This window comes from Maribacter aquivivus, assembly GCF_900142175.1.
Lineage (GTDB): Bacteria > Bacteroidota > Bacteroidia > Flavobacteriales > Flavobacteriaceae > Maribacter > Maribacter aquivivus.
In genome coordinates this window covers 479,526-505,119 of sequence record NZ_FQZX01000003.1, presented here as the reverse complement: position 1 = coordinate 505,119, position 25,594 = coordinate 479,526, and the positions used below count along the sequence as shown (strand labels likewise).

The 25,594-nt window shown below is 34.2% G+C and carries 19 protein-coding genes; 11 read left to right on the top strand and 8 right to left on the bottom strand.

What is annotated here, in order from left to right; all coding sequences use genetic code 11:
- The first annotated feature begins 7 nt into the window (after positions 1–7).
- From BUC31_RS17820 to BUC31_RS17810, 3 genes are all read left to right on the top strand, one after another.
- A complete protein-coding gene (locus BUC31_RS17820; RefSeq protein WP_317614965.1) occupies positions 8–2,857 on the top strand; it encodes a metalloprotease in 2,850 nt (949 codons plus the stop codon).
- A 157-nt stretch (positions 2,858–3,014) separates the two neighbouring features.
- A complete protein-coding gene (locus BUC31_RS17815) occupies positions 3,015–5,426 on the top strand; it encodes an alpha-ketoacid dehydrogenase subunit alpha/beta (protein WP_073246785.1) in 2,412 nt (803 codons plus the stop codon).
- Positions 5,427–5,664: 238 nt separating this feature from the next.
- Positions 5,665–6,042 (top strand): DoxX family protein, encoded by a 378-nt coding sequence (locus tag BUC31_RS17810; protein ID WP_073246783.1) that lies wholly within the window; start codon positions 5,665–5,667, stop codon positions 6,040–6,042.
- Positions 6,043–6,045: 3 nt separating this feature from the next.
- On the opposite strand, the gene holA is transcribed toward BUC31_RS17810, so the two are convergent.
- Positions 6,046–7,047, bottom strand: coding sequence for a DNA polymerase III subunit delta (gene holA / locus BUC31_RS17805; RefSeq protein WP_073246781.1), 1,002 nt, complete (start codon positions 7,045–7,047; stop codon positions 6,046–6,048).
- A gap of 26 nt (positions 7,048–7,073) precedes the next feature.
- Between holA and BUC31_RS17800 the strand changes: the two genes are divergently transcribed.
- The 3 genes from BUC31_RS17800 (at position 7,074) to BUC31_RS17790 (ending at position 9,489) form a co-directional block, all read left to right on the top strand.
- Positions 7,074–7,520, top strand: coding sequence for a type I restriction enzyme HsdR N-terminal domain-containing protein (locus tag BUC31_RS17800; protein WP_073246779.1), 447 nt, complete (start codon positions 7,074–7,076; stop codon positions 7,518–7,520).
- Between the two features lie 12 nt (positions 7,521–7,532).
- Entirely contained in the window at positions 7,533–8,534 is a 1,002-nt protein-coding gene (locus BUC31_RS17795) for a glycosyltransferase family 2 protein (protein ID WP_073246777.1), read from the top strand.
- 100 nt (positions 8,535–8,634) lie between these two features.
- On the top strand, positions 8,635–9,489 hold the full coding sequence (locus tag BUC31_RS17790) for an OmpA family protein (RefSeq protein WP_073246774.1): 855 nt from the start codon (positions 8,635–8,637) through the stop codon (positions 9,487–9,489).
- 76 nt (positions 9,490–9,565) lie between these two features.
- Here BUC31_RS17790 and BUC31_RS17785 read toward each other — a convergent pair whose 3' ends face one another.
- The 3 genes from BUC31_RS17785 to BUC31_RS17775 are packed head-to-tail and all read right to left on the bottom strand — an operon-like array spanning position 9,566 to position 13,461.
- The gene (locus BUC31_RS17785; protein ID WP_073246772.1) at positions 9,566–10,189 is read right to left on the bottom strand and encodes an L-threonylcarbamoyladenylate synthase; all 624 of its coding nucleotides are present in this window, start codon (positions 10,187–10,189) and stop codon (positions 9,566–9,568) included.
- Positions 10,190–10,198: 9 nt separating this feature from the next.
- Positions 10,199–11,089, bottom strand: coding sequence for a glycoside hydrolase family 16 protein (locus BUC31_RS17780; protein ID WP_073246770.1), 891 nt, complete (start codon positions 11,087–11,089; stop codon positions 10,199–10,201).
- A gap of 44 nt (positions 11,090–11,133) precedes the next feature.
- On the bottom strand, positions 11,134–13,461 hold the full coding sequence (locus tag BUC31_RS17775) for an ATP-dependent helicase (RefSeq protein ID WP_073246768.1): 2,328 nt from the start codon (positions 13,459–13,461) through the stop codon (positions 11,134–11,136).
- 208 nt (positions 13,462–13,669) lie between these two features.
- Between BUC31_RS17775 and BUC31_RS17770 the strand changes: the two genes are divergently transcribed.
- The 4 genes from BUC31_RS17770 (at position 13,670) to BUC31_RS17755 (ending at position 17,943) form a co-directional block, all read left to right on the top strand.
- Positions 13,670–14,980 carry an amidohydrolase gene (locus BUC31_RS17770; RefSeq protein WP_073246766.1) on the top strand — a complete coding sequence of 437 codons (1,311 nt, stop codon included), beginning with the start codon at positions 13,670–13,672 and terminating at the stop codon, positions 14,978–14,980.
- A 5-nt stretch (positions 14,981–14,985) separates the two neighbouring features.
- Entirely contained in the window at positions 14,986–16,545 is a 1,560-nt protein-coding gene (locus BUC31_RS17765; RefSeq protein ID WP_073246764.1) for an FMN-binding glutamate synthase family protein, read from the top strand.
- A 25-nt stretch (positions 16,546–16,570) separates the two neighbouring features.
- The gene (locus BUC31_RS17760; RefSeq protein ID WP_139252008.1) at positions 16,571–17,341 is read left to right on the top strand and encodes a hypothetical protein; all 771 of its coding nucleotides are present in this window, start codon (positions 16,571–16,573) and stop codon (positions 17,339–17,341) included.
- A gap of 83 nt (positions 17,342–17,424) precedes the next feature.
- Positions 17,425–17,943 carry a DUF7935 family protein gene (locus BUC31_RS17755; protein ID WP_073246760.1) on the top strand — a complete coding sequence of 173 codons (519 nt, stop codon included), beginning with the start codon at positions 17,425–17,427 and terminating at the stop codon, positions 17,941–17,943.
- A 95-nt stretch (positions 17,944–18,038) separates the two neighbouring features.
- Here BUC31_RS17755 and BUC31_RS17750 read toward each other — a convergent pair whose 3' ends face one another.
- Both BUC31_RS17750 and BUC31_RS17745 read right to left on the bottom strand, forming a co-directional pair.
- Entirely contained in the window at positions 18,039–18,953 is a 915-nt protein-coding gene (locus BUC31_RS17750; protein ID WP_073246758.1) for a patatin-like phospholipase family protein, read from the bottom strand.
- Between the two features lie 2 nt (positions 18,954–18,955).
- Positions 18,956–21,025: a M1 family metallopeptidase gene (locus BUC31_RS17745; protein WP_073246756.1), complete on the bottom strand. Its 2,070-nt coding sequence runs from the start codon at positions 21,023–21,025 to the stop codon at positions 18,956–18,958.
- A 78-nt stretch (positions 21,026–21,103) separates the two neighbouring features.
- Between BUC31_RS17745 and recG the strand changes: the two genes are divergently transcribed.
- The gene (recG, locus tag BUC31_RS17740) at positions 21,104–23,209 is read left to right on the top strand and encodes an ATP-dependent DNA helicase RecG (RefSeq protein ID WP_073246754.1); all 2,106 of its coding nucleotides are present in this window, start codon (positions 21,104–21,106) and stop codon (positions 23,207–23,209) included.
- Here the strand turns inward: recG and BUC31_RS17735 are convergent.
- Together BUC31_RS17735 and BUC31_RS17730 are read right to left on the bottom strand one after the other, a co-directional pair.
- A complete protein-coding gene (locus BUC31_RS17735; protein ID WP_073246752.1) occupies positions 23,202–24,398 on the bottom strand; it encodes a hypothetical protein in 1,197 nt (398 codons plus the stop codon). The two genes, recG and BUC31_RS17735, sit on opposite strands and share 8 nt — an antisense overlap.
- A gap of 1 nt (position 24,399) precedes the next feature.
- On the bottom strand, positions 24,400–25,587 hold the full coding sequence (locus BUC31_RS17730) for a hypothetical protein (RefSeq protein WP_073246750.1): 1,188 nt from the start codon (positions 25,585–25,587) through the stop codon (positions 24,400–24,402).
- Positions 25,588–25,594: the final 7 nt, after the last annotated feature.

Sequence of the window (25,594 nt, the reverse complement as noted above, 5' to 3'; positions counted from 1 at the left end):
TCAGACCTTGACAAATAATTTAAAATTACTTTTCTACCTGTGCATAGTAACATTAGTTACCAATGTAACTAATTGCTATGCACAGTATGAAACAGACCTTACCGTTAGCCTAAACGAGTATACCAATGAATTGGATATTCGTCAAGAATTCACCTATTACAATAAGTCTAACTACAACTTAGGTGTCATTTATTTTAATGATTGGGCAAATGCCTATTCAGATAAAAACACCGGACTAGCAAAGAGATTTGCTCAAGAATTTAAAAAATCGCTTCATTTAGCAAAAGCAGATGAACGTGGTAAGACTACTATAATTAGTGTTGTGGATGATTCTTATAACGGACTAGAATGGAGCCGTACAAAAGGCAAGGATATTTTAAAGGTCACCTTAGATGATTTATTACTACCAAATACATCAACAAAAATTTTCATCACCTATAAGGTGAAATTACCACCAAATAAATACACTCCTTACGGCTACGGTAGTAGAGGAGATTATTACTTAAAAGACTGGTATTTAACACCAGCTGTATACGACGGTAAATGGCATTTGTATTCAAATAAAAATCTTGAGGATCTTTATATGAACGAAACCAATACTACCATTAATTTCAAATATCCAGATAGTTTATACCTTGCCTCTAACTTTGATATAAAAACTGAATCAACATTCCCTAACGGACAATTTGCCAAATTAAAAGGAAACTTACAACGTGGCGGAGAAATAATTCTGAATACACAGAAAAAATTCTATACACACCGCACACCATACATGACCTTCTTGACAGATTTTAGTGCTCCAAGATATAGCCCAATTGGTCAAGGTCTATCCATAAATAAAGTTGCCAATTTCATTCACTCAAATCTTGGCGATTATCCTCATGAAAAAATATTAGTTAGTGAGCTTGATTATAATAAAGACCCACTTTATGGCATAAATCAACTCCCCTCTTTTATACGCCCTTACCAAGAACAATTTCAGTTCGAAATGAAATTCTTAAAAACGGCGATCAATAGTATTTTACGAGAAACCATGTTCTTAAACCCAAGAAAAGAACAGTGGTTAAACAGTGCTATAGCAAATTATTTGATGATAGCGTATATAGAAAAGTATTACCCAGATCAAAAATTAATGGGGAAACTATCTAAAATTTGGGGTTTTAGAAGTTTTGAGTTGGCAAAGATGGATTTTAATGACCAATATTCATTTCTATACAATTTAACTGCCCGTAAAAACTTAGACCAAGCACTTCAAACATCAAACGATTCGCTTATTAAATTCAATCAGAAAATAGCGAATAAATATAAGGCTGGTTTAGGCTTGGCATATTTAGCAGATTACATTGGCAAAGAACACGTAGACCAAAGTATTAAGACATTTTTTGAATACTATCAATTAAACACGGTAAAGGTTCATGATTTTGAATCTATTTTAAAACGCTCTACGGAACAAGATATCAATTGGTTTTTTAAAGACTATGTTTCTACAGACCGTAAAATTGATTTTAAGATAAAAAAAGTAAAGAAAGAAACAGATTCATTACATGTAACCATAAAAAACAAAGAAGGCACCAACGTTCCTATTTCCGTGTTTGGTCTTAAAAAAGATTCGGTGGTTTCTGAATATTGGTTCAAAGATATTGAGCTAGAAGAAACCTTCGCTATACCGAATAATGAAGAAGATAGACTGGTATTAAATTATGACCAAAAAATACCAGAATTCAACCAACGCGATAATTGGAAATCATTAAAAGGATTTTTATCAAGTAACAAAAAATTAAAGTTCACCTTCTTTAAAGATGCTGAAAATCCATATTACAATCAGGTGTTCTATGTTCCTGTATTGAGTTTTAATGTTTATGATGGTTGGACCCCAGGTATGCGTTTATATAATAAGACCTTACTTGAAAGACCTTTTGTGTATGATTTCTCACCCTCCTACTCCTTTAAAGAAAAAGCTTTTGTAGGCTCTGGAAAATTCAGTTATAGAAAATACTTAAGTAAAAGTGGTTTGTACGTTGCCCAATACAATATAGGTGCCGGTACATCTCACTTCAATGAAAACTCTAGATATTCATCTATAACGCCATCTTTGAGCTTTGGTTTTAGACCATCAGATTTGTTATCGAATAAAAGGGAGTTTTTATCTTTTAGATATGTAAACATTTTCAGAGATTTTGATCCAGCATTGGTAAGCTTATCAAATGATCCAGAAAATCCTGATTATAGTGTATTTAACGCACGTTATACCAGTAGAAATAATGGCATATTAGATTATAATTCATGGTTTGCAGATTTTCAATTAGCAGGTAGTTTTAGTAAGCTCTCGTTTGAATATGAATATCGAAAACTATTTGAAAACAACAGGCAATTAAATCTTCGATTTTTTGCGGGTAAATTTCTTAGCAACAATACAGAGACAAATTTCTTCAGCTTTGCCCTTGACCGCCCAACAGATTATCTTTTTGATTACGGATATTTAGGACGCTCAGAAGATTCAGGTATTTACAGTCAGCAAATTATTATAGCCGAAGGCGGATTTAAATCTTTCTTAGACCAGCGTTACAGATTCTCCAATGATTGGATGGCGACCGTCAACGGTAGTTTTAATGTGTGGAAATGGATTGAATTATACGGAGATGCCGGTTTGGTAAAAAATAAAGGGCTTGATGGTAAGTTTGTTTATGATTCTGGTGTACGTTTAAATCTAGTAACCGATTACTTTGAACTTTATCTACCGGTTCACTCAAATAACGGTTGGGAAGTTTCACAACCCAACTACGGCGAAAAAATACGTTTTATAATTACAGTTAGCCCAAAAACCCTGACAGGGCTATTCACAAGAAAATGGTTTTAAACTATCAATTCTCAATACGGATACTATTTTTTTTAACTTAAATTAAGATATTTTCAAAAAAATACCAAATTTGTTGAAAAATATGGAATAAATTAACTGGTCACAGCGTTGCTAAAAAGTACTTGATTCGGTAATTTTGTATAAACACATATAATACATGGATGTTTCTTCTAAAACCAGTAATGATATTTCTTTTGAAGATTTCAAAGAACAAATTATCAATGACTACGAAATTGCTTTTTTAAGCAGAACGTGCAGTTTATTGGGTAGAAAAGAAGTCCTTACGGGTAAGGCTAAATTCGGCATCTTTGGAGACGGAAAAGAATTACCTCAATTAGCAATGGCCCGTTCTTTTAAAAATGGTGATTTTAGAAGTGGCTATTACAGAGACCAAACATTTATGATGGCTCTTGGTCTATTACAACCAAAAGAATTCTTTCACGCCCTTTACGCTACCACAGATATTGAAAAAGAACCTATGAGTGCCGGTAGGCAAATGGGTGGTCACTTTTTAACGCATAGCTTAAATGCAGATGGTAGTTGGAAAGATTTAACAAAACAAAAAAATAGTAGTGGAGACATTTCGTGTACAGCTGGGCAAATGCCTAGGCTTTTAGGATTAGCACAAGCATCTAAAGTATACAGAAACCAAAAAGGACTAGATAGTGCAAAGTTTTCTGTAAACGGAAATGAAATTGCATGGGGTACCATTGGCAACGCCAGTACTAGTGAAGGTATGTTTTTTGAAACAATAAATGCCGCAGGTGTATTACAAGTACCTATGGTCATTAGTGTTTGGGATGATGAATATGGTATTTCTGTGCCCGCAAAATTTCACACTACAAAAGAGAATATTTCAGAAATTCTATCTGGTTTTCAAAGAACTGAAACCGAAAAAGGGTATGAAATTTTAAGAGTAAAAGGTTGGGACTATACTGCGCTAATGCATGCCTATGAAAATGCGGCAGATATAGCAAGACAAGAGCATGTACCGGTGTTAATTCATGTAAATGAATTAACACAGCCTCAAGGTCATTCTACTTCTGGGTCTCACGAGCGTTATAAAGACAACCAGCGTTTAGAATGGGAGCGCGACCATGATTGCAATAAACGTTTTAAAGAATGGATATTAGAATCTGGCATTGCAACCTCTGAAGAACTAGAATCTATTGAAAAAAGAATTAAGCGTACCGTTAGAGAAGCTAAAAAACAGGCTTGGGACGAGTATTTGAAAGACAACTTAACTGAGAAGTCTGTATTAATTAACATAATAGAAAAAGCTGCCTCTAAAAGTGCCAACAAGAATTTCCTAAATAAATTAAAGAATGATTTAATTTCAGTTGAAGAGCCACTTCGTAAAGATTTGGCAATTTCAGCAAGAAAATCTTTACGTTATTTACTAGGAGAAAATACACAAGAAAAGGAAGATTTAATTCAATGGACTTCCACCTTTCTAAAAGAATCCCAGCATAAATTCAGCTCATACCTTTATAGTGAGAATGATAATAAAGCTACGAACGTTACCGCCATTTCACCTGCATATAATGACGATGAAGAGCTGGTAGATGGTAGAGTTATTTTAAGAGACAATTTTGACAAGCTCTTTGAAAAATACCCTAATACTTTAATTTTCGGAGAAGATACTGGTGCCATTGGTGATGTAAACCAAGGTCTTGAAGGCATGCAAGAAAAATACGGCAAAATACGTGTTGCAGATACTGGTATTCGAGAAACAACGATTATTGGTCAAGGAATAGGAATGGCGTTAAGAGGACTTAGACCTATTGCTGAAATTCAATATTTGGATTATATATTTTACGCGCTATCTACTCTTACAGATGATTTGGCCACTTTATTATATAGAACAGCTGGAAAACAAAAAGCGCCGTTAATCATAAGAACAAGAGGTCACAGACTAGAAGGCATTTGGCATTCAGGATCAGAAATGGGCGGATTAATACATTTACTAAGAGGAATGTATATTTTAGCTCCAAGAAACATGACACAAGCTGCCGGTTTTTACAACACACTTTTAAAGAGTGATGAGCCTGCATTGGTCATAGAAAGTTTAAACGGTTATAGATTAAAGGAAAAGAAACCTAAAAATCTTGGTGAGTTTTGTACTCCGATCGGTAGAGTTGAAACCATTAAAGAAGGTAGCGATATCACATTGGTCTCTTATGGATCCACATTACGTATCGTTGAAAAAGCAGCCAAAGAATTAATTGAAGTTGGTATTGATGCCGAAGTCATAGATGCACAAACGTTATTACCATTTGATATTGAAATGGAAGTACTAGAGAGTGTTAAAAAGACAAACCGTTTACTAGTAATAGATGAAGATGTACCTGGCGGATGTTCTGCATATCTATTAAATGAAATAGTAGAAAAACAAGGTGCATTTGAGTATTTAGATAGTAAACCACAAACATTAAGCGCAAAAGCGCATAGACCTGCATACGGTACTGATGGTGATTATTTTTCTAAACCAAATAGAGAGGATATTTTTGAAAAAGTTTATGCGATAATGCATGAAGTCAATCCTGATGACTATCCGAAATTACGCTAATTACGACAATTTTTAAGTAAGAAAAATCCCATATATATTGGGATTTTTTTATGCCATAATTTCTCGTTTAAAAATTTTTGAATAATTTAATGAAAGCTCACAATCTCTTAACCCGTTGAAAACTAAGTATACCCAAAGTTTCATTTAAAAAAACAAATGATTTAACACTATACGAATACCAACATATCTTAGAAAAAACAAAAAAAATCGATACTTTTAAGGGAAATAATGAGCCTTCATGAAAAACACTTTATTAAAAGATATTGGTCTAGCTTTTTTTAGAATAGCAATTTCAGCCATGATGTTAACCCATGGTCTTCCAAAATTTCAAAAGCTTATTTCTGGAGATTTTAAATTTGCTGATCCTTTTGGTATTGGTGAAACACCCTCATTATTTTTAGCTGTGATCGGCGAATTTATTTGTCCTATTTTAATTATTATAGGTTTTAAATCGCGTTTGGCAGCAATACCAGTAGCCATCACTATGGCAGTCGCAGCATTTATCACTCATGGCGCAGATGATTTTGGCACTAAAGAAAAAGCTTTATTTTACTTAGTAGCCTTTGTTACCGTTTCATTATTAGGTCCTGGTAAATTCGGAGTCAATAAAAAGTAATAGCTACACTATTTTATAAAGAAGTTCTTTAAGTAAATCGGCTTCTTTCATTGGTGTTGTCCCTACTCCTTTTCCTTTTAAATCCATTTCACGAAGACTAGAAATGATTCCGCTTACTTTCTTCATTGGGTAATTGCGTGCCGCAGTTTGTATTTCACTTACAAAATAAGGGTTAATACGTAACGCACTAGCCACATTTTTTGGTGAATGATCAGAAAGTCCGTGATACTGCAACAACTGCGTAAAAAATGAATGTAATAAGGTAATCGTTAGAATAAACGGATTGTCTTTCGGGTTCTGAGCAAAGTAGTTGATAATTTTAGTTGCTTTCAAGATATCTCTATCACCAATAGCCCTTTTCAATTCAAAATTATTATAATCTTTACTGATACCAATATGCTCTTCTATATGCTGCGGGTTAATTTCGGTCTGTTTCGGCAGAACTAGCTTAAGCTTATCTAGCTCTTTGCTAATCTTACCTAAATCAGTACCCAAATATTCTACCAGCAATAAAGCAGCCTTGTGAGATATGGTGTATCCACGGCTCACCAAATGCTTTCTTAACCAATCGCTAACTTGATTCTCATATAATTTTTTACTTTCAAAAACTACTCCATTTTTTTTAATAATCTTGTGTAGCTTTTTACGCTTATCTAGCTTCTTGTATTTATAACAAATTACAAGTACAGTAGATTGCTGCGGATTTTCTGCATACGAACAAAGATTCTCTATAGTACGTGAAAGATGTTGTGCCTCTTTTACAATAACCACTTGACGTTCGGCCATCATCGGGTAGCGTTTGGCATTACCTACAATATCTTCAATAGATACATCACGACCATAAAGCACCATTTGGTTGAAACCCTTCTCTTCTTCGGTCAACACATTAGCACTTATATAATCAGAAATTTTATCAATGAAATAAGCTTCTTCCCCATACAGGAAATAAATAGGGCTAATCTGCCCTTTCTTAATTGCATTGACTATTTGTACGGCTTCATCCATTCAGAAAAAATCATCAACTTTGTATAATGCAGCCACTAAATTTTCCTAGCTACACTTTCAGGGTCAAAAATAGCGAAAATAGAACCTTGATCTTTGACGATGTACGTAAAAAGTTTTTGGTGCTTACTCCCGAAGAGTGGGTAAGGCAACATGTAGTTCAGTTTCTTATACAAGAAAAGAAGTATCCATTAAGTCATATTAACGTTGAAAAGCAAATAACACTTAATGGTTTAAAGAAAAGGTATGATGTGGTCGTATTCAAACCAAATGGTGAACTTCATATCCTAGTAGAGTGCAAAGCACCAGAGGTTTCAATTTCTCAAATGACCTTCGATCAAATAGCTCAATACAATTTTAAATTGAATGCTACCTACTTGATGGTCACCAACGGACTCTCTCATTATTACTGTCAAACAGACTTTGTTGCGGAAAAATATGAATTTATGCAAGAGATTCCTGATTTTAGCCGTTAATTTGCGATCGTTTTGAAGATAGCTGTAGTCATATTAAACTGGAATGGTGAAGTGCTTTTAGAAAGGTACTTGCCTTCTGTTATCAATTATTCTCCTGATGCAGATATATACGTAGCAGATAATGCTTCAACAGACGGCTCGGTGGCATTAGTTAAAGCCAACTACCCAACAGTAAAAATTATACAGAATACAGAAAACGGCGGATTTGCCAAAGGCTATAACGACGCCATGGTAGATGTCGATGCTGATATTTATTGTTTACTTAATTCAGACGTAGAAGTAACTCCTAATTGGTTGACCCCAATTATAGATGCCTTTGCCACTATACCTGAAGCAGCTATTATTCAACCCAAAATTTTGGATCTACTGAAAAAAGATCATTTTGAATATGCCGGTGCCGCTGGTGGTTTCATTGACCAACTTGGTTACCCATTTTGCAGAGGCAGAGTTTTTCAGACCTTAGAAAAAGATGAAGGTCAATACGATGATGTTCGCGAAATTTTCTGGGCAACAGGAGCCTGTATGTTTATCAAAAAAGAAGTATTTCATGAGTTAAAAGGATTCGATGAAGATTACTTTGCCCATCAAGAAGAAGTAGATTTATGCTGGCGTGCAAAAAACCATGGCTATAAAATATTTTATGTAGGATCATCAAGCGTATACCACTTGGGTGGTTCTACGTTAAGTAATATGAACCCGAAAAAAACATATCTCAATTTCAGAAACACATTATTTTCTATCACCAAAAACCTTCCTAGAAGAAAAGCCTTTATTATTATTTTCTTAAGATTACTCTTAGATGGTATTGCGGCAATACGATTTCTTTTTCAGTTAAGATTTAAACACTTTTTCGCTATTTTTAGGGCACACTTAAGCTTTTATAGACAGTTTAGGAAAATGTATAAAAAGAGAGAAAAAACCCAATTTCTCAGAAATTATTACGCTACGAAGTCCATAGTATGGTCTTACTTCGTACATAGGATAAGCAATTTTAACATTTTAGTAAAAGATTAACTATCATGTCATATAAGTAACTTTGTAATTATATAATTTTGAAGTCGCATAGATGCGAAAAATTGAGTAAACCACTAAATTAGTATAATAGAATAGAATTATGAAAAAAGTATTATTAGGATGTCTTGCAGTAACGCTTTTACTTTCATCTTGTGTATCTTCAAAAAAGTACGCAGATCTTGAAGCTAAGCACAAAAGTGCACAAGATTTATTAAATTCAGCGACAGTAAAATTAAATGATTGTTTAGAAGAAAAAGCAACTGCTTCATCTAGACTTCAAACTTTAGAAGATCAGAATTCGTTTTTAAAGGCAAACAACCAAGAGTTGATCAACAACATGGGTAACTTAACAACTTTGACTACCAAAGGTGCTGAGAACTTAGAGAAGTCATTAGAGAGCTTACAAGAAAAAGATTTAACTATTCGTAAGTTAAATGATGCTATTACACGTAGAGATTCTGTAAACCTTTCTTTGGTACAGAGCTTAAAAGGTGTTTTAGGAAACTTGGATGATGAGGATATTGAAATCAGCGTTGAAAAAGGTGTTGTTTTCGTTTCTATTTCAGACAAATTATTATTTAGCAGCGGTAGCTACAACGTTACAAGCAGAGCTAAAGAAGTATTAGGTAAAGTTGCTAAAGTTGTAAACAACAAGCCTGATTTTGAATTCTTAGTAGAAGGTCACACAGACAACGTACCTTACAGAGGTAACGGTTCTTTATTAGACAACTGGGATTTAAGTGTTAAACGTGCTACTGCCGTTGTACGTATACTTCAAAATGATTTTAACGTAGATCCTAAGCGTATGACTGCTGCTGGTAGATCAGAATATGTGCCAATTTCTACAACTGAAAAATCTAAAAACAGAAGAACTCGTATTGTTGTTCTTCCAAAAATTGATCAGTTCTATAGCATGATTGAAGAAGGAATGAAAGATCCTGCAATCAACAAATAATATCTGATTAGTATATAAAATTAAAGCGGCTCAATTGAGCCGCTTTTTTTATGCTTATAATATAGACAAGAGATTTTTAAATAATATCTAAACTTCCTTTACCCCCACGAATTACTTCTGGTGAACCACCCGTGGAAACATCTATAATAGTAGAACCTACATTACCACCGTAACCACCATCTATAACAACATCTACTAAGTTATCCCATTTCTCATAAATTAATTCTGGGTCAGTAGTATACTCTAATACATCATCATCATCATGAATAGAAGTTGAAACTATAGGGTTACCTAATTCTTCAACTAAAGCCTTAACAATACTATTATCTGGAACACGAATACCAACGGTCTTCTTCTTTTTAAATTCTTTTGGTAAATTATTATTACCGGGCAAAATAAACGTATAAGGTCCTGGTAAAGCCCTTTTCAATATTTTAAATGTAGCAGTATCAATTTGCCTAACATAATCTGAAAGGTTACTTAAATCTGTACATATAAAAGACCAATTTGCTTTCGCCAATTTTATCCCTTTTATACGCGCAATTTTCTCCAATGCCTTGGTATTTGTAATGTCACAACCTAAACCGTAAACCGTATCGGTCGGATAAATTACCAAGCCACCTTTACGCAATACTTCCACTACCCTTTTAATCTCTTTAGGACTAGGGTTCTCTTCGTATATTTTGATAAATTCTGCCAATTGTCTTATTTAATTTACTTGGTATACTCTAATATAATCTACTTCCATGGTCGCTGGAAAAATCAATGGATCAACACCTTCAAGACCTCCCCAATTTCCACCAACTGCAATATTCATTAGAAAATAAAAATTATCAGAAAACGGCCAATTATCTATCGTACTATTAATTGGTCTTTTAAAGATAAACTGAATATTCTCTATATCGTCAACATAAAACTTTATGTACTCTGCCGACCATAAAATTCCAAAATTATGGAATTCTTCCTCAATTGTTTCCAAAACTACCGCACCAGAAGTAACCTCAGTACCATTTGTATGGTTATTTGCTTTACTATGAATAGTAAAATGAGTTTTATTTGGTTTAAAGCTCACATATTCCATGATGTCAATTTCACCACACAATGGCCAACCAGCTGTCTTTATATTACTACCTAGCATCCAAAGTGCTGGCCAGGTACCACTTCCTTTATGTTCAGGTAATTTTGCTCTAATTTCCATTCTACCAAACTTAAAGGACTTCTTGCTGTTTAAACGAGCAGATGTATATTCTCCTTCAATGGTATTATCTGTATTTATTTTAGCCGTAATTTTTAAAGTTCCATTACTAACTTCAGTATTTCCTTCAGGTCTATAATTTTGGAGCTCATTATTTCCCCAACCGTTATCACCTGTTTCAAAAGACCAATTTTCGTTCGAAAGTGTCGTTCCATCAAATTCATCACTCCAAACTAAAACAGCATTATCCCAATAATCACTAGCATTAGGATCTTTAACTATCTGTTCAATTTCTTCAGATTGCGGCTCTACCAATTGGGTTGAATCTGGTTCTTTTATATTAGAACTTGAACAACCAAAAAGGAAAATTATCAGTAAAACTGAATACAAGCTGTTCTTTCTCATGTTTTCCTTATCAATTTAAGCCGAATTTTCGAAAAAACTTTACATTACCCCAATACCTCTAACTTAGCGAAGCGTAGCAATAGTTTTTTAATATCACCTTTATCAAACATTATTTCTGCTTTTCTATCATTACCTGAACCTTCAATCTTTACTACCTTACCACGACCAAAACGGGTATGGTTAATTAAAGAACCTACAGTAAGGCTCGGGTCAATTGTATTGGTATTACCAACAGGCTCTGATAATTGCGGTTTTAGCTTACGTAATTTTTTAAGTTGCCCTGTGTTAGGTTGACCAACAATTGGTGGTGTACCCCTTACCGGCTTATCTTGACGCAATCTACTCTTATCAACTTCTCCAAAAATATCTGCGTTTATAAGTGGCTTATAACGGTAGCCGCCATCTACCGGAGTTAGATTTTCAACATATTTCTCATCTATCTCTTCTAAGAATCGACTTGGTTCTGCATCTATCAATTTACCCCATCGGTATCTATTCTGGGTATAGGTTAAATATGCCTGTTTCTCCGCTCTTGTCAAAGCAACATAAAATAATCTTCGCTCCTCTTCCAATTCACTTCTAGTACTCATACTCATACCAGATGGAAAAAGGTCTTCTTCCATACCAACAATATATACGTACGGAAACTCTAGCCCCTTTGCCAAGTGAATGGTCATCAATGCAACCCTATCGTCATCACCCGTATCATTATCTAAATCTGTAGCAAGGGCTACATCTTCTAAAAATTCACCAATGTTCCCTGTTGCTCCATCAATCTCTCTTTGACCTTCTACGAAATCTTTTATACCATTTAATAGCTCTTCTATGTTCTCCATTTTACCAATACCTTCAGGAGTTCCATCCTTTTTAAACTCTAAAAGAACACCCGTTTTCTTGGCAACATACTCAGACAACGCAAAAGCATCTGTAGTTTCATTCATGACCTGAAAACTTTTGATCATGGTAACAAAATCTTGAAGTTTTCGCTTTGTACCAGAATTGATTTTTAGATCGATTCTGTCAATATTTTCCATTACTTCGAAAATGGAACGGTTATAATGATTGGCAGCAACAACTAATCTATCAAGAGTAGTACCACCAATTCCCCGTGCAGGGAAGTTTATCACCCTTTTTAAAGCTTCTTCATCTTTAGGGTTAATGACCAAACGCAAGTAAGACAACACATCTTTAATTTCTTTACGTTGGTAAAATGAGAGTCCGCCATAAATACGATAAGGAATATCTCTTTTACGTAAGGCATCTTCCATAGCCCTAGATTGGGAGTTTGTCCTATATAATATACAAAATTGACCATTGGTCATTTGTTGTTGCATTCTATGTTCCCAAATAGAATTTGCTACAAACCTACCTTCTTCAGCATCTGTAGTACTTCTATGAATTTTTATAGCAGCACCATCGTCATTATCCGTCCAAACTACTTTTTCAATCTGATTTTGGTTTTTCCCGATTACGGAATTCGCGGCATTTACGATGTTTCTTGTAGAACGGTAATTCTGCTCTAAACGGTACATCCCTACATTGTCATAATCTTTTTGAAAATTCAAAATATTACTAATGTTCGCTCCCCTAAAAGAATAAATACTTTGCGCATCATCTCCTACCACACATATATTCTGAAAGCGATCGGCCAACGCCTTTACAATCAAGTACTGCGAATGGTTTGTATCTTGGTACTCATCAACCAATATATATCTAAATCGATCTTGGTACTTCGCCAACACATCCGGGTAGCGCGTTAAAAGCTCGTTGGTACGTAACAGTAAATCATCAAAATCCATAGCACCGGCCTTAAAACAACGATCTACATAATTCTCATAGATGTCACCTGTTCTTGGCTTTTTAGCCATGGCATCTTGCTCAACCAAATCTGGATCATTACGGTAAGCTTTTACAGTAATTAAGCTATTCTTAAAAGAAGAAATTCTATTTTGAATCTGCTTGTATTTATAAATATCCTTATCAAGCCCCATTTCTTTAATAATCGAAGCTAATAATCGCTGAGAATCCTGGGTATCATAAATAGTAAAGTTGGCAGGGTAACCCAACTTACTACCATCTATACGTAAAAGCTTTGCAAATACCGAGTGAAAGGTACCCATCCACAGATTTTTTGCTTCACTGGCACCAACTATATGCGCTATACGCTCCTTCATTTCACGAGCTGCCTTGTTCGTAAAGGTCAGTGATAAAATATTAAAAGAATCTACCCCCTGTGCCATAAGGTGTGCAATTCTATATGTAAGTACACGGGTTTTACCTGACCCGGCACCAGCAATAACCATTAAAGGTCCGTCTTTATGTAAAACAGGAGCCTTTTGGGCATCGTTCAATTCATCAATAAATGAGCTCAAATTTTCTTTCTTTTAGTGATGTAAATTTAGCCATAATTGAGGGATAGTAAAAGTGAAGTGTTTTAGATTTGTAAACAATAGATGGTATTTCTTTTCATTTTGAATATATTTAAACTTTAATTCCACAAAAAGAGATTACCAGTTGATGCGTTTGAGTCTTAAATGGTCCACTGAAACATAGAGAACAATTTAATATTAAATACTGATTATGAGAAAACTAGGTTTATTAGCCCTCGTTCTTTTCGGATTTTCCGTTCAGGCACAGGGACCAAATCTTGAAAAAGACTACAAAGCTATAGAAAGCAAGGTAGTTGATTGGAGAAGAGAAATTCATCAGAATCCGGAATTAGGGAATCGTGAATTCAAAACAGCAGAAAAAATTGCCAAGCATTTAAAATCTTTGGGAATTGAAGTTCAAACTGGTGTTGCGCATACCGGTGTAGTTGGTCTTCTAAAGGGAGATTTACCTGGTAAAGTAGTAGCATTAAGAGCAGATATAGATGCCTTACCTGTTACAGAACGTAACGATTTACCATATAAGTCTAACGTAACTTCTGAATTTATGGGTGAAAAAGTAGGTGTTATGCATGCTTGTGGGCATGATACGCATACTGCAATTTTAATGGGCGTTGCAGAGGTAATGTCTAAAAACAAGGATAAGATAAAAGGAACTGTAAAGTTTATATTTCAACCAGCAGAAGAAGGACCGCCACCAGGAGAAGAAGGTGGAGCTCTTTTAATGGTAAAAGAGGGCGTTATGAGCAGTCCGAAAGTAGATGCAATTTTCGGATTACACATTAATTCTCAAACTCCAGTTGGGGTCATTCGTTACAAATCTGGTGGTACAATGGCCGCTGCTCAACAATTTGTTATAAATGTAAAAGGAAAACAATCGCACGGTTCTCAACCATGGTCAGGTGTTGATCCAATTTTAATTAGTGCTAAAATTATTGACGGTCTACAAACAATTATCAGTAGAGAAACTGACCTAACAAATGAAGCCGCAGTAATTACTGTTGGTAAAATTAAAAGTGGTGTGCGTTTCAATATAATACCGGAATCTGCTGAGATGATCGGTACTATTAGAACCTTAGACTATGAAATGAAAGACAAGCTTAACGCACGTATGGTAGAGATGGTTAGTGATATTGCCAAAGCCTACGGTGGTGAAGCTACATGTGTAATTACTGATGCTACAGATATTACGTATAACAATCCTGAATTAGTTGAACAAATGCTTCCTACTATTAAAAGAGTGGCTGGTGATGAAAATGTTCAATTTCAAAAAGCAGTAACCGGTGCCGAAGATTTTTCATATTTTCAAAGAGAAGCACCAGGATTCTTCTTTTTCTTAGGAGGAATGACCCCTGGAACAACAGAATCATTTCCGCACCATACACCAGATTTTTTGATTGATGATAGCGGATTACTTTTAGGAGTTCGCACATTAACAGAAATGAGTTTAGATTACCTAAATAGTGACCAAACACCACTTTTAGATATTAAACCAAAAGGATAATTTTGATGAATGATTTCTTAAATAATATTCCAAGTCCACCATGGTGGACTTGGAATATTTTTTTGTTTCTTTTCATAGTTGCCATCTGGGATATTTTTATTCAGAAAAGGCACACGATAAAACATAACTTTCCTGTTGTAGGGCACTTGCGTTATTGGTTAGAAAGTATTGGTCCAGAAATGCGTCAATATTTTGTTGCTAATAACAGAGAAGAGCTTCCTTTTAACAGAATTGAAAGAGGTTGGATCTATGCGTCTGCGAAGAAAGAGAACAATTACGAAGGGTTTGGTTCTGACCGAGATTTATATGCACACCAGCATATATTCGTCAAAAACAGAATGATGGGTTACGAAGTACCTGCTGGACACCCAAATGCTGCGGAGCCTAACTTCATACCTTGTGCAAAAGTAATGGGGCAGTACAACAACCGTAGAAAACCATTTAGACCAGGCAGTGTTGTAAATGTATCTGCCATGAGTTTTGGTTCATTATCAGCCGCAGCTGTAGAAGCCATGAACAAAGGAGTGAAAAAAGCAGGAGCTTATCATAATACAGGTGAAGGCGGACTCTCACCTTACCATAAACATGGCGGCGATATCGTTTTTCACTTTGGTACCGGTTATTTTGGTGTAAGAACGGAAGATGGTAACTTCTCCATGGAGAAAATGAAAAAATTGGTTGAGGACAATCCGTGTATCAAAGCAATTGAAATAAAATTATCTCAAGGCGCCAAACCAGGAAAAGGTGGAGTTTTACCAGGAGCAAAAATTACTCCAGAGCTTGCGGAAATTAGAGGTGTTGAAGTTGGTAAAGATGTATTATCCCCAGCGACACACAAAGCATTTTCTAATGTAACGGAGTTAATGGCTCTTATAGAAAATATCGCTAACGAAACAGGTTTACCAGTTGGTATTAAAGGTGCTATAGGAAAATTAGATCAGTGGGAAGAATTGGCAGATTTAATGGTAGCCACAGGTAAAGGTCCAGATTTCATTACTGTAGATGGTGGTGAAGGTGGTACAGGTGCTGCTCCCCCATCATTTGCCGATCACGTATCATTACCATGGGTTTACGGATTCTCTAGTTTGTATAGAGTTTTCTTAAATAGGAATCTTACTGACCGCATTGTATTTATTGGATCAGGTAAATTAGGTTTCCCAGCAAAAGCCGCCATGGCATTTGCAATGGGTGTAGATTGTATTAATGTTGCTCGCGAAGCAATGATGAGTATTGGTTGTATTCAAGCACAAGTTTGCCATACCAATACCTGCCCAACAGGTATAGCTACTCAAAGCAAATGGTTACAAAAAGGTATTAATGTACCCTTAAAATCAGACAGACTAGCGCAATATTTTAATACGTTCAGAAAAGAATTTTTGGAAATTACGCATGCTGCAGGCTATGAACACCCTAGTCAATTTACAATGGATGATGTACAAGTTAACGTAGATGACAACGACCTAAATAAAAGTTTAGCCTCTACTTACGGCTATAATAAAGCAAAAGTACCTTTTGCAGGAGTTCAACAATTAAAAGACTGTTCGTATCTTGGCGGCAAAATTTAGATTAACCTATTTAATGCATATTCATATGAAACGTTTTTTTATTTATTCAATTATATTCCTTTTAGGCTTAAATACTATTCAAGCTCAGAAAAAAAGTGAATTGATCGAACAGAATCAAGAATTAAAATATAAACTAGATTCTATATCACGAATGGTGAGTACATCTCAAAGAAATGAGAAGTTAGCAGACCAACGTTCAAATGAGTATCAATCTCAAGTGACCGAGTTGCAAGATGCCAACGCAACATTAATGAAGAACTTAAATAGTTTTGCGGCGTTATCTAGTCAAAATTCAGAGAACATTAATAAAACCATGGCTGCTTTAGAACGAAAAGAAAAGCAACTAAAAGGTGTTACAGATGCTGTTGCAAGCAATGATTCTACTGCTGTTGTTATATTGACTAACGCTAAGCAAGTTTTAGGAGAAAATGCAAAAATTGGAGTTGCCGATGGATCAGTAATTATTTCTGAAAAACTAGATTATTTCTTTACTGACGGTGTTGGCGTTAATCCGTCTACCGAATCTATTGGGTGGATAGAAAATGTGGCGAAGGTTGCGAATGCAAATCCTGAAAGTGTAATTACCATTGCTAGTTTAAATATCACTGGTGAAATGAACATTGCACTACAACAAGCCACGGCTATTGCCAGTATTTTAATAAAAGATTTTGGGGTAAATGGTGAGCGAATTGTTGCAGTTGCACAAGATGGCGGCTTACGAGAATCGTTACAAATAAAGTTTCAACCAGATTATAAAGCATTTTATGATATGGCGAAGGGAGACGCTAAAAATTAAATTACTTGCATTTCATCGATGAAACACTATACTAATTGAGAAATTTGGACGTTCTTATTTCGTAATTAATAACTAATTAAAAAATGAACTCCGACCAAATTTTTCAACTTTTCGCTTATTTAATACCTTCAGTTGTTACTGGTGCAATAGCTTTCTATTTCTTTAGAATGCACACTAATAATGAAGAAGGCAGAAGACGTTTTCTCTTACATAAAGATTCTCAAAAAGATACGCTACCAGTTCGCTTACAAGCTTACGAAAGAATGGCGTTATTTTTAGAACGTATTGCAATACCTAGCTTGGTTGTGCGTGTAGCACCACAAAGTGATGATAAAAATGCATATGAGAATTTATTGGTTAAAAGTATAGAAACCGAGTTTGATCATAATCTTTCACAGCAAATTTATATGACCGATGAATGCTGGAATATTATTAAAGCAGCAAAAAGTGCAACGATTCAAATGATTAGAAAAGCAGCTATGAGTAACACAGAAACTGCTGATAAATTGAGAGAAGATATTTTAAATGAAACTATGGATAAAACTTCTCCATCGGCTACTGCCCTAACTTTTGTAAAAAGGGAAATTGGCGATTTATGGTAGAAGTTAAAATTATACTGAAATAAAAAAATGCTTTCCAATCTTGGAAAGCATTTTTTGTTTGTAGCTATAAATTAAAGCCTATTTATCAAAGAACATTATTCATGCTCATTAGGTTCAATTGGGTTTGTTTCTTCATTCTTATTTTTAGCGTACAAGTACCCCCTCTTCCACCACAAGGTCATTTTTGCCTTATCGAATATTAAAGAATTAGTCGTTAATATAGTAGGTGTATAAAATAAGTTGATAATCGCATTCTTTTGATTGGCAACTAATTTACCTATTCTAATATTTTGGTTTTCAATTCTATCTAAAATAAAACTCAACATATTCGTAATCAACTCGAACGGATTACGAGATGCCACCCTATTCATATAATTGACTTCGGTATGTAAAACAACAACATCTACCTCAGTTGCACCTCTTTTAATCGCCTCTTCGATAGGTACAATACTACCTAAACCACCATCGGCATACTCGCAATAATTTTTACGAACCAAACTCATAAACGGTGTGTAATTAGCTGAAATCCAGATCCAATCGCAATAATCTTCATATGTACAATCTTTAATAGATTTGTACTCCACTTGATTCAATGATAAATTAGAAACGGTTATGACAACATCAGAATCTCCGTTTTTTAAAGTTTCAAACTCCTCAATAGTTAGACTGTTCTCAATAAGCTTTCGCAAATTTTCACTTTCACCAAAGGTTTTTTTACCGCTCATGAAGTTTCTAAGAACATTCCAGTGATTTATAGAAATCTCTTCGTTTCCTCGAATATTCTTTACCAAAAAAGGACAATTATTAAATATGCTTTTTTGATTAACATTAGAATAAATTTCTTTAATCTTATCCAGCTTACCCAAAGCTAAATGAGAAATAAGTAAGCTCCCCGTAGAAGTGCCTACAAAAATATCATACTTTTTTCCTTGTTCTTGAATAAGGTATTGGGCAACGCCACCTGCAAAGGCTCCTTTACTACCACCACCAGAAATAACCAATGCTTTCATTATTACTTTAATTTCGTTTTAAGATAACGCAAATCTGATGAATTTAGTTGAATTGCTACCTTTTCAATTTCTTTTTTCTGTTCTTCATCAATCCATAAGGTATCAAATAACTGTCTCGCATAGTTTCTGAACTGCCAAGAATGATGATTCGTTGCTTTTATCAAATTTATGTAGGCATCATCATTCAAAGCTTTAATTTCAGATAAATACTGAAACGCTGTTTGCCGAACTTCTGGATTATAAATAGCGCTTGTGTAACCAACAAGCTCTCGATGATAATAAACACTTTCTGTAGGGTTATAATCTGGCGTAAACAATGCCAATGTTAACCATAACAGTCGCACATTCTTATTAGGCAATCCAATAATATCTCTCGTCTTATCTAAGAAAACACTTCTATCATAATCAAAACTAGACCATAGATTATAAAGCATTAATTCATTGGTAATATAACTATCATCTAATAACAACGGCTCTGCAAGCTCTTTTAAACCCTCAGGAATTTCACCCATTTTCCGGGCAGCAAATTGTCTTATTTTTATATCATCACTAGCAATTAAAGACCAAAGTTCCAATTTAGGAAAATCACCTTTTTGTTGAAGCAATTCTAGCTTCAATTCCGTGGATAATTCTGAATCCTTTAAAATTTCAGGAGAATTAAAATTTTTCTCAACATCATGTTTTAAAACATAATACATTCTTATTGATGCACTATTTTTCATTAAATAATCCTTGGCATCATCCATTGGAAATACGTCTCCTTCTAACCAAATAGTTTTAAAATCACTTAAATCATGATTACCAGATCCCTCCATTTCAGTAATAAATTCTGGAACAGTCACGTTTTGGAACTGGTATTTTTTTAAGTAATTCTGAATTGCGGTTTTAAAATCCTCTTCTCCTATTTTATCTTTTAAGACAGCTAAAGCCCATGCTCCTTTTTCATAGAAAGTAAGGCTGCTAGCTTTTGGGTTTAATAAGCTCTCCCCCTCTCCTTTTTCTGAAATATTATTAAGAGTTTTAGCCGTTTCAAATAACTTCCAGAAAAAATGATCATCACCAAAAATTTCTTTCTCAGCTAAATATGCATAGTAAGTAGCAAAACCCTCATGTAACCAATGGTGCTCGCTATTCATTTCGGTAACCAAATTACCAAACCATTGATGCGCTAATTCATGAGCATTAATGTTCACATAATTTCTATCAATAAAAGATGTAGAATCAATAACATAAGCATCAGAGAAAAAAGTAGCGCTTGTATTTTCCATACCGGCATATAAAAAATCATGCACTGGCACTTGCTTATAATTCTGCCAAGGATACCCCACGCCAATTTCATTTTCTAAAAAATCAAATATCCTTTTTGTATATCTATAAGTAGGTTCCACTTTTAGACTATCACCTGGGTAATAGTAGTTTTCAATCGTCACTCCGCTTTCAGATTTCAAAACTTGCTTATTGTAATTGCCTATGGCGAACGCCAACAAATAACTACTCATTGGTTTTTTCATATCAAATAACCAAATAGCATCTTCCTCATCATTATCAGTTTTTAGAAGTAGGTTACCATTCGCAATTACTTGATATTTTTTATCGGCTTCAATTGTAAAATCAAATTCTACCTTTTCTTCCATGTCATCAAAACTAGGAAGCCAATGGCTAGTATATTTCCCTTGCCCTTGAGTCCAAATTTGCTCATTACCTTCTAGCTCATCATCCCAACCAATAAAATAAACAGTTTGTTTTGGCTTGGCTATATATTCAATAATCAGCTTATGAGAATCTCCTTTTTTGAATTTATGTGAAATAGAAATTGTCTTTTCTGTGGCAGTAAAATCTATCTTTTTCCCATCAAGTTCTACTTTTGAAAAATCCATATTCTTTGCATCAAAAAATACGGAATCAACATTTTGTAACACATTAAAACGATAGATCACTCCGCCTTGAATCTTTTTCTCTTTAGGTAATGGACCTAAGTAAACCTTCGCTTTTATAAAATCTACTTTATCTTGATGTTGACCATAAGAACTGAAACAAAAACAAAGAATAAAGGCTAAAACTATTTTTTTCATGCAAATTAATAAGCTAGTAGAAAATCAAATTTAATACTTTAGTTTGTCGCAAATCTACCTATAGCCTATTTTAGTGCCATGAACGCAAATTACTTGCAAACTCCTGTTGTATACCTTAAAGGTGTTGGTCCAAATCGGGCTGAAACCTTAAAGTCTGAATTAGGGATTGAAACCTGTCAAGATTTGCTCAATCTTTTCCCAAATCGATATATCGATAAAACCCAATATTATAAAATAAGTCAGCTACAACGAAGCAGTGCCGATGTTCAAATAATTGGTAAGGTAGTACACTTAAAAACAGTTGAACAAAAGAAGGGCTCGCGTTTAGTAGCCCGTTTTAAAGATGATACCGGCGAAATAGAATTGGTTTGGTTTAGGGGGCAAAAATGGTTGCGAGAAAACCTTAAACTGAACATACCTTATGTAATATTCGGAAAATGCAATTGGTACAATGGCACATTTTCAATGCCACACCCAGAAATGGAACCATTGTCTGCACATGAACAAGGTACTAAAGTGTATATGCAACCCGTATATCCATCTACCGAAAAATTAAGCAATAAAGGCGTAACAAATAAGGTAATCAGTAAGATGTTGCAACAACTTTTTATAGAGATGAACGGCAAATTTTCTGAAAGCCTATCGGATAAATTATTGCACGAATTAAAATTACTACCAAAACCGGCAGCATTATTCAATATACATTTTCCTAAAAGTCAAGAGTTGTTAGCGAAGGCGCAATTTCGCTTAAAGTTTGAAGAGCTATTCTATATTCAACTGCAGCTGATAGGTAAAAATGTATCTCGAAAGAAAAAGATTAAGGGCTTCCCTTTCAATGAAGTAGGCGACTATTTTAAAGATTTTTACTCCAATAAATTACCTTTTGAACTTACTGGTGCTCAGAAACGAGTAATTAAAGAAATTCGCGCAGACCTTGGTAGCAATGCCCAAATGAACAGGTTATTACAGGGCGATGTAGGTTCAGGGAAAACAATAGTAGCTGTAATGACAATGCTTTTGGCAATTGATAATGGATTTCAAGCTTGCCTTATGGCGCCCACAGAAATTCTTGCCAATCAGCATTATCAAGGTATTTCTGAACTACTAGAAGGAACTGAAATCACTTGTGCATTATTAACAGGCTCCGTCAAAAAATCGGCTCGTAAACCAATTCATGAACAATTAGAAAACGGAGAGTTGAATATTCTAATAGGCACTCACGCCCTTTTAGAGGATAAAGTAAAATACAAGAATTTAGGTATCGCCATTATTGATGAGCAGCATAGATTTGGTGTAGCCCAGCGCTCTAAACTTTGGCATAAAAATGAGTTTCCGCCACACATATTGGTAATGACGGCAACACCAATACCTAGAACATTGGCAATGAGTTTGTATGGTGATTTAGACATCTCTGTTATAGATGAATTGCCACCTGGGCGTAAACCCATAAAAACCGTACACCGTTATGATGCCAATAGATTAAAGGTTTTTCGTTTTATAAGAGATGAGATTGAAAAAGGCAGACAGATATATGTGGTGTACCCATTAATTCAAGAATCTGAGGCAATGGATTATAAAGATCTAATGGATGGATATGAGAGTATTGCTCGTGACTTTCCACAGCCAAAATATCAGATTTCTATTGTTCACGGACAAATGAAACCGGCAGACAAAGAGTATGAAATGAACAGATTCGTTCGTGGCGAAACACAAATAATGGTTGCTACCACCGTTATTGAAGTTGGGGTAAATGTGCCTAATGCATCTGTAATGATCATTGAAAGTGCAGAAAGATTTGGTCTTTCGCAATTACATCAATTGCGTGGCCGTGTTGGTCGTGGTGCTGACCAGAGTTTTTGTATTCTAATGACGAGCCATAAGTTATCTGCAGAAGCTAAAACTAGATTAGAAACTATGGTAGCTACCAATGACGGATTTGAAATTGCAGAAGTAGATTTAAAACTTCGCGGACCAGGAGATATTATGGGCACACAACAAAGCGGACTATTAAATCTAAAAATAGCCGATATTGTTAAGGATAACGACATCTTAAAATCGGCTCGCTATTACGCATTACAATTGCTTAAAGAAGACCCATCATTAAGTAAACCAGAGAATCTAATTATTAGACACATGTATGCCCAGTTGGTGAAGCATAAGAATATCTGGACATATATTAGTTAATTATATTGACAAAATCCGGTGAATAAGGCAATTCTACTTCTCTTAAAATATTACCATAAAAATCACAATAGAGCAATAAACCTATATCATCAGGTCTAGAATTATTGCACCCTATTATTACTACTTCATTCTCAAAATCTAAAGAACAATTAATTACCGAATATGATTCATTGTATTTCTCAACTAAATGAGTATAAATTTCTTCAAATTTAACATTCAAATCAACAATTATATTTTCGCTAAAATTGAATAATATAGGTGTAAATGCAGACAAAGTAGTGAACTCTAAACTAGGTTTATAAAAAACCATTTGATTGTCGGAAAAAGAAGTTTTAAATATATAATTTCCATTATACTCTGAAAACACATTGTTATTTCCCTCATTAATCAATGTGTTGGTCTTAATATCATATACTTTATAATCACCATTGATATATGTTAAGTAAAGCGTGTCTGAGTTTATGGTTGCAAAATTGAAACTTGAGTCCATTTCGAACATTAATGGTTCTTGATTTCTATCTAAATCAACTAACCATAATTCTTTGTTTAAAGTAAAATTCTCGTCTTGCACCTCTCTAAACTTGAAACCAAGAAAGTAATTGCCAAATAATTTAGAATTATAAAGTGGCCCGTTCCCTAATAAAAATTCATTACAACTTTCATCCGTATTATTCCAAGAATTCAAATAAAGAGGTACATCAACACTATATAAAGAATTTAAGTAGGTATGTACAAAATAATTTTCTGAGCCGCTTATACCAGCCTGACTAGAAGCAGGAAGATTTAAAGGGTCGCAAAAACCATCTAACACAAAAGTATTAGATTCAATAAAATTAATTTGTGAAATTTTAGCTTGATATCCTGTATCCATATTATAATCTAATGAACCATGTGTAAAAATACCATCATAAAAACTGACATTTGAAGATCCAAAATTTCCTAAATCCAATGTTTCGGACAAATTTGTTATTTCAACATTATCAGAAAGAGAATTTATCTTCATCCCATAATAATATCCAACGTTCTTGCTGATTGCAACTAAGGTAGGAAATGAAACTTCCTCAACCACTTCTTCATCTTCAATAATTTCTTCCTCAACAACAACATTTGGTGTTATGGGGTCAACAGAATCATCACTACAAGAAATATACAAAATGGCTGATATTATTAAGGTCAGTTTTATTTTCATACTATTTAATTATTTGAATGGGCAAAATAGGAATCTTTTGTTTATTTAAAATGTTACCTGCAAAATCAACTGTAAACACACCTTGAGATTGGAATTCTGCACCCAATTGATTCTCTACTCCTACAATAATTGTTTCAGTTTTAGCATCAACACTAAAGCACTTTATAAATGGTCTCCAAGGTCCAATTTCATCATCTTCAAATTGAGTTGGTTCCTCACTAAACTGAATAATGGTAACTTGACCAGTTTCTAAATCTAAAACGACTGGGAGCGCCAGCTCTGCACTTGGAGCAGGAGGAGCAAAATATGAGATTACTTTATTGTTAACAACTATCTGATCATACCTTTGATTGGTAAATCCAGGATCTAAATAATTTGATTCTCCAGGTATACTTAATTCTTCAAAAGAGTTAGAATTCAAATTATATTTATAATTAAAATCCTGCCCAAAAAGATAACAATCTTTAGAGCTATCTGTTATTAAATTGTACCTGTCAGATTTAAAGTAGGAACTGTTTTCAATAATTTCTAAACTATCAAGATTAATTGACACTAATGAAACTTCACCTTCATTGATAAAAAAATCTGGAAGTCTTAAAAAGTAAACAATGTTCCCAATTAATTCAACCTGAAATTTTCCATACTCAGCTGATAAAAATCTACCAACATTGAGTTCAGATTCCTGATTAGTTTCAAAGTTTATAATTTTCAATTTATATTCTAGAGAATCATCGTTGCTATCATAGGTAGAATCATCTCTATATAGAAAATAAAATGAACGTTCATAATGCCAATAAGACCATTCATTAGTTAGTAAATGAGGCATATTAATTTTTAAAATTTGATTGGTTTTAAAATCTTTATAGTAAAAAGAGTTATCAACATTAAAATTATTCTCTCTTAAGGTTATACCATACTCATTAGCAAAATAATCTCTATAGTCTAAAATATCTATGCCAGTTTCAGAAATTAAATTAGAGTAGCTATCTGGGTCATAGTCATTATCATAATTCTCATATTCATATAATTCTTGGCTTTCTGTTCCTCCGTTTATATTTAAATCATAATATCTTCCAATAATTCTATAACCTGAATCAGAACTAGAAGAATTATTTTCAAAATCTTCAGCGCTATCCTTATCACAAGAAATAAACAAAATAGCTAATGCTAGTACGGTCAGTTTTTTCATGTCAGAA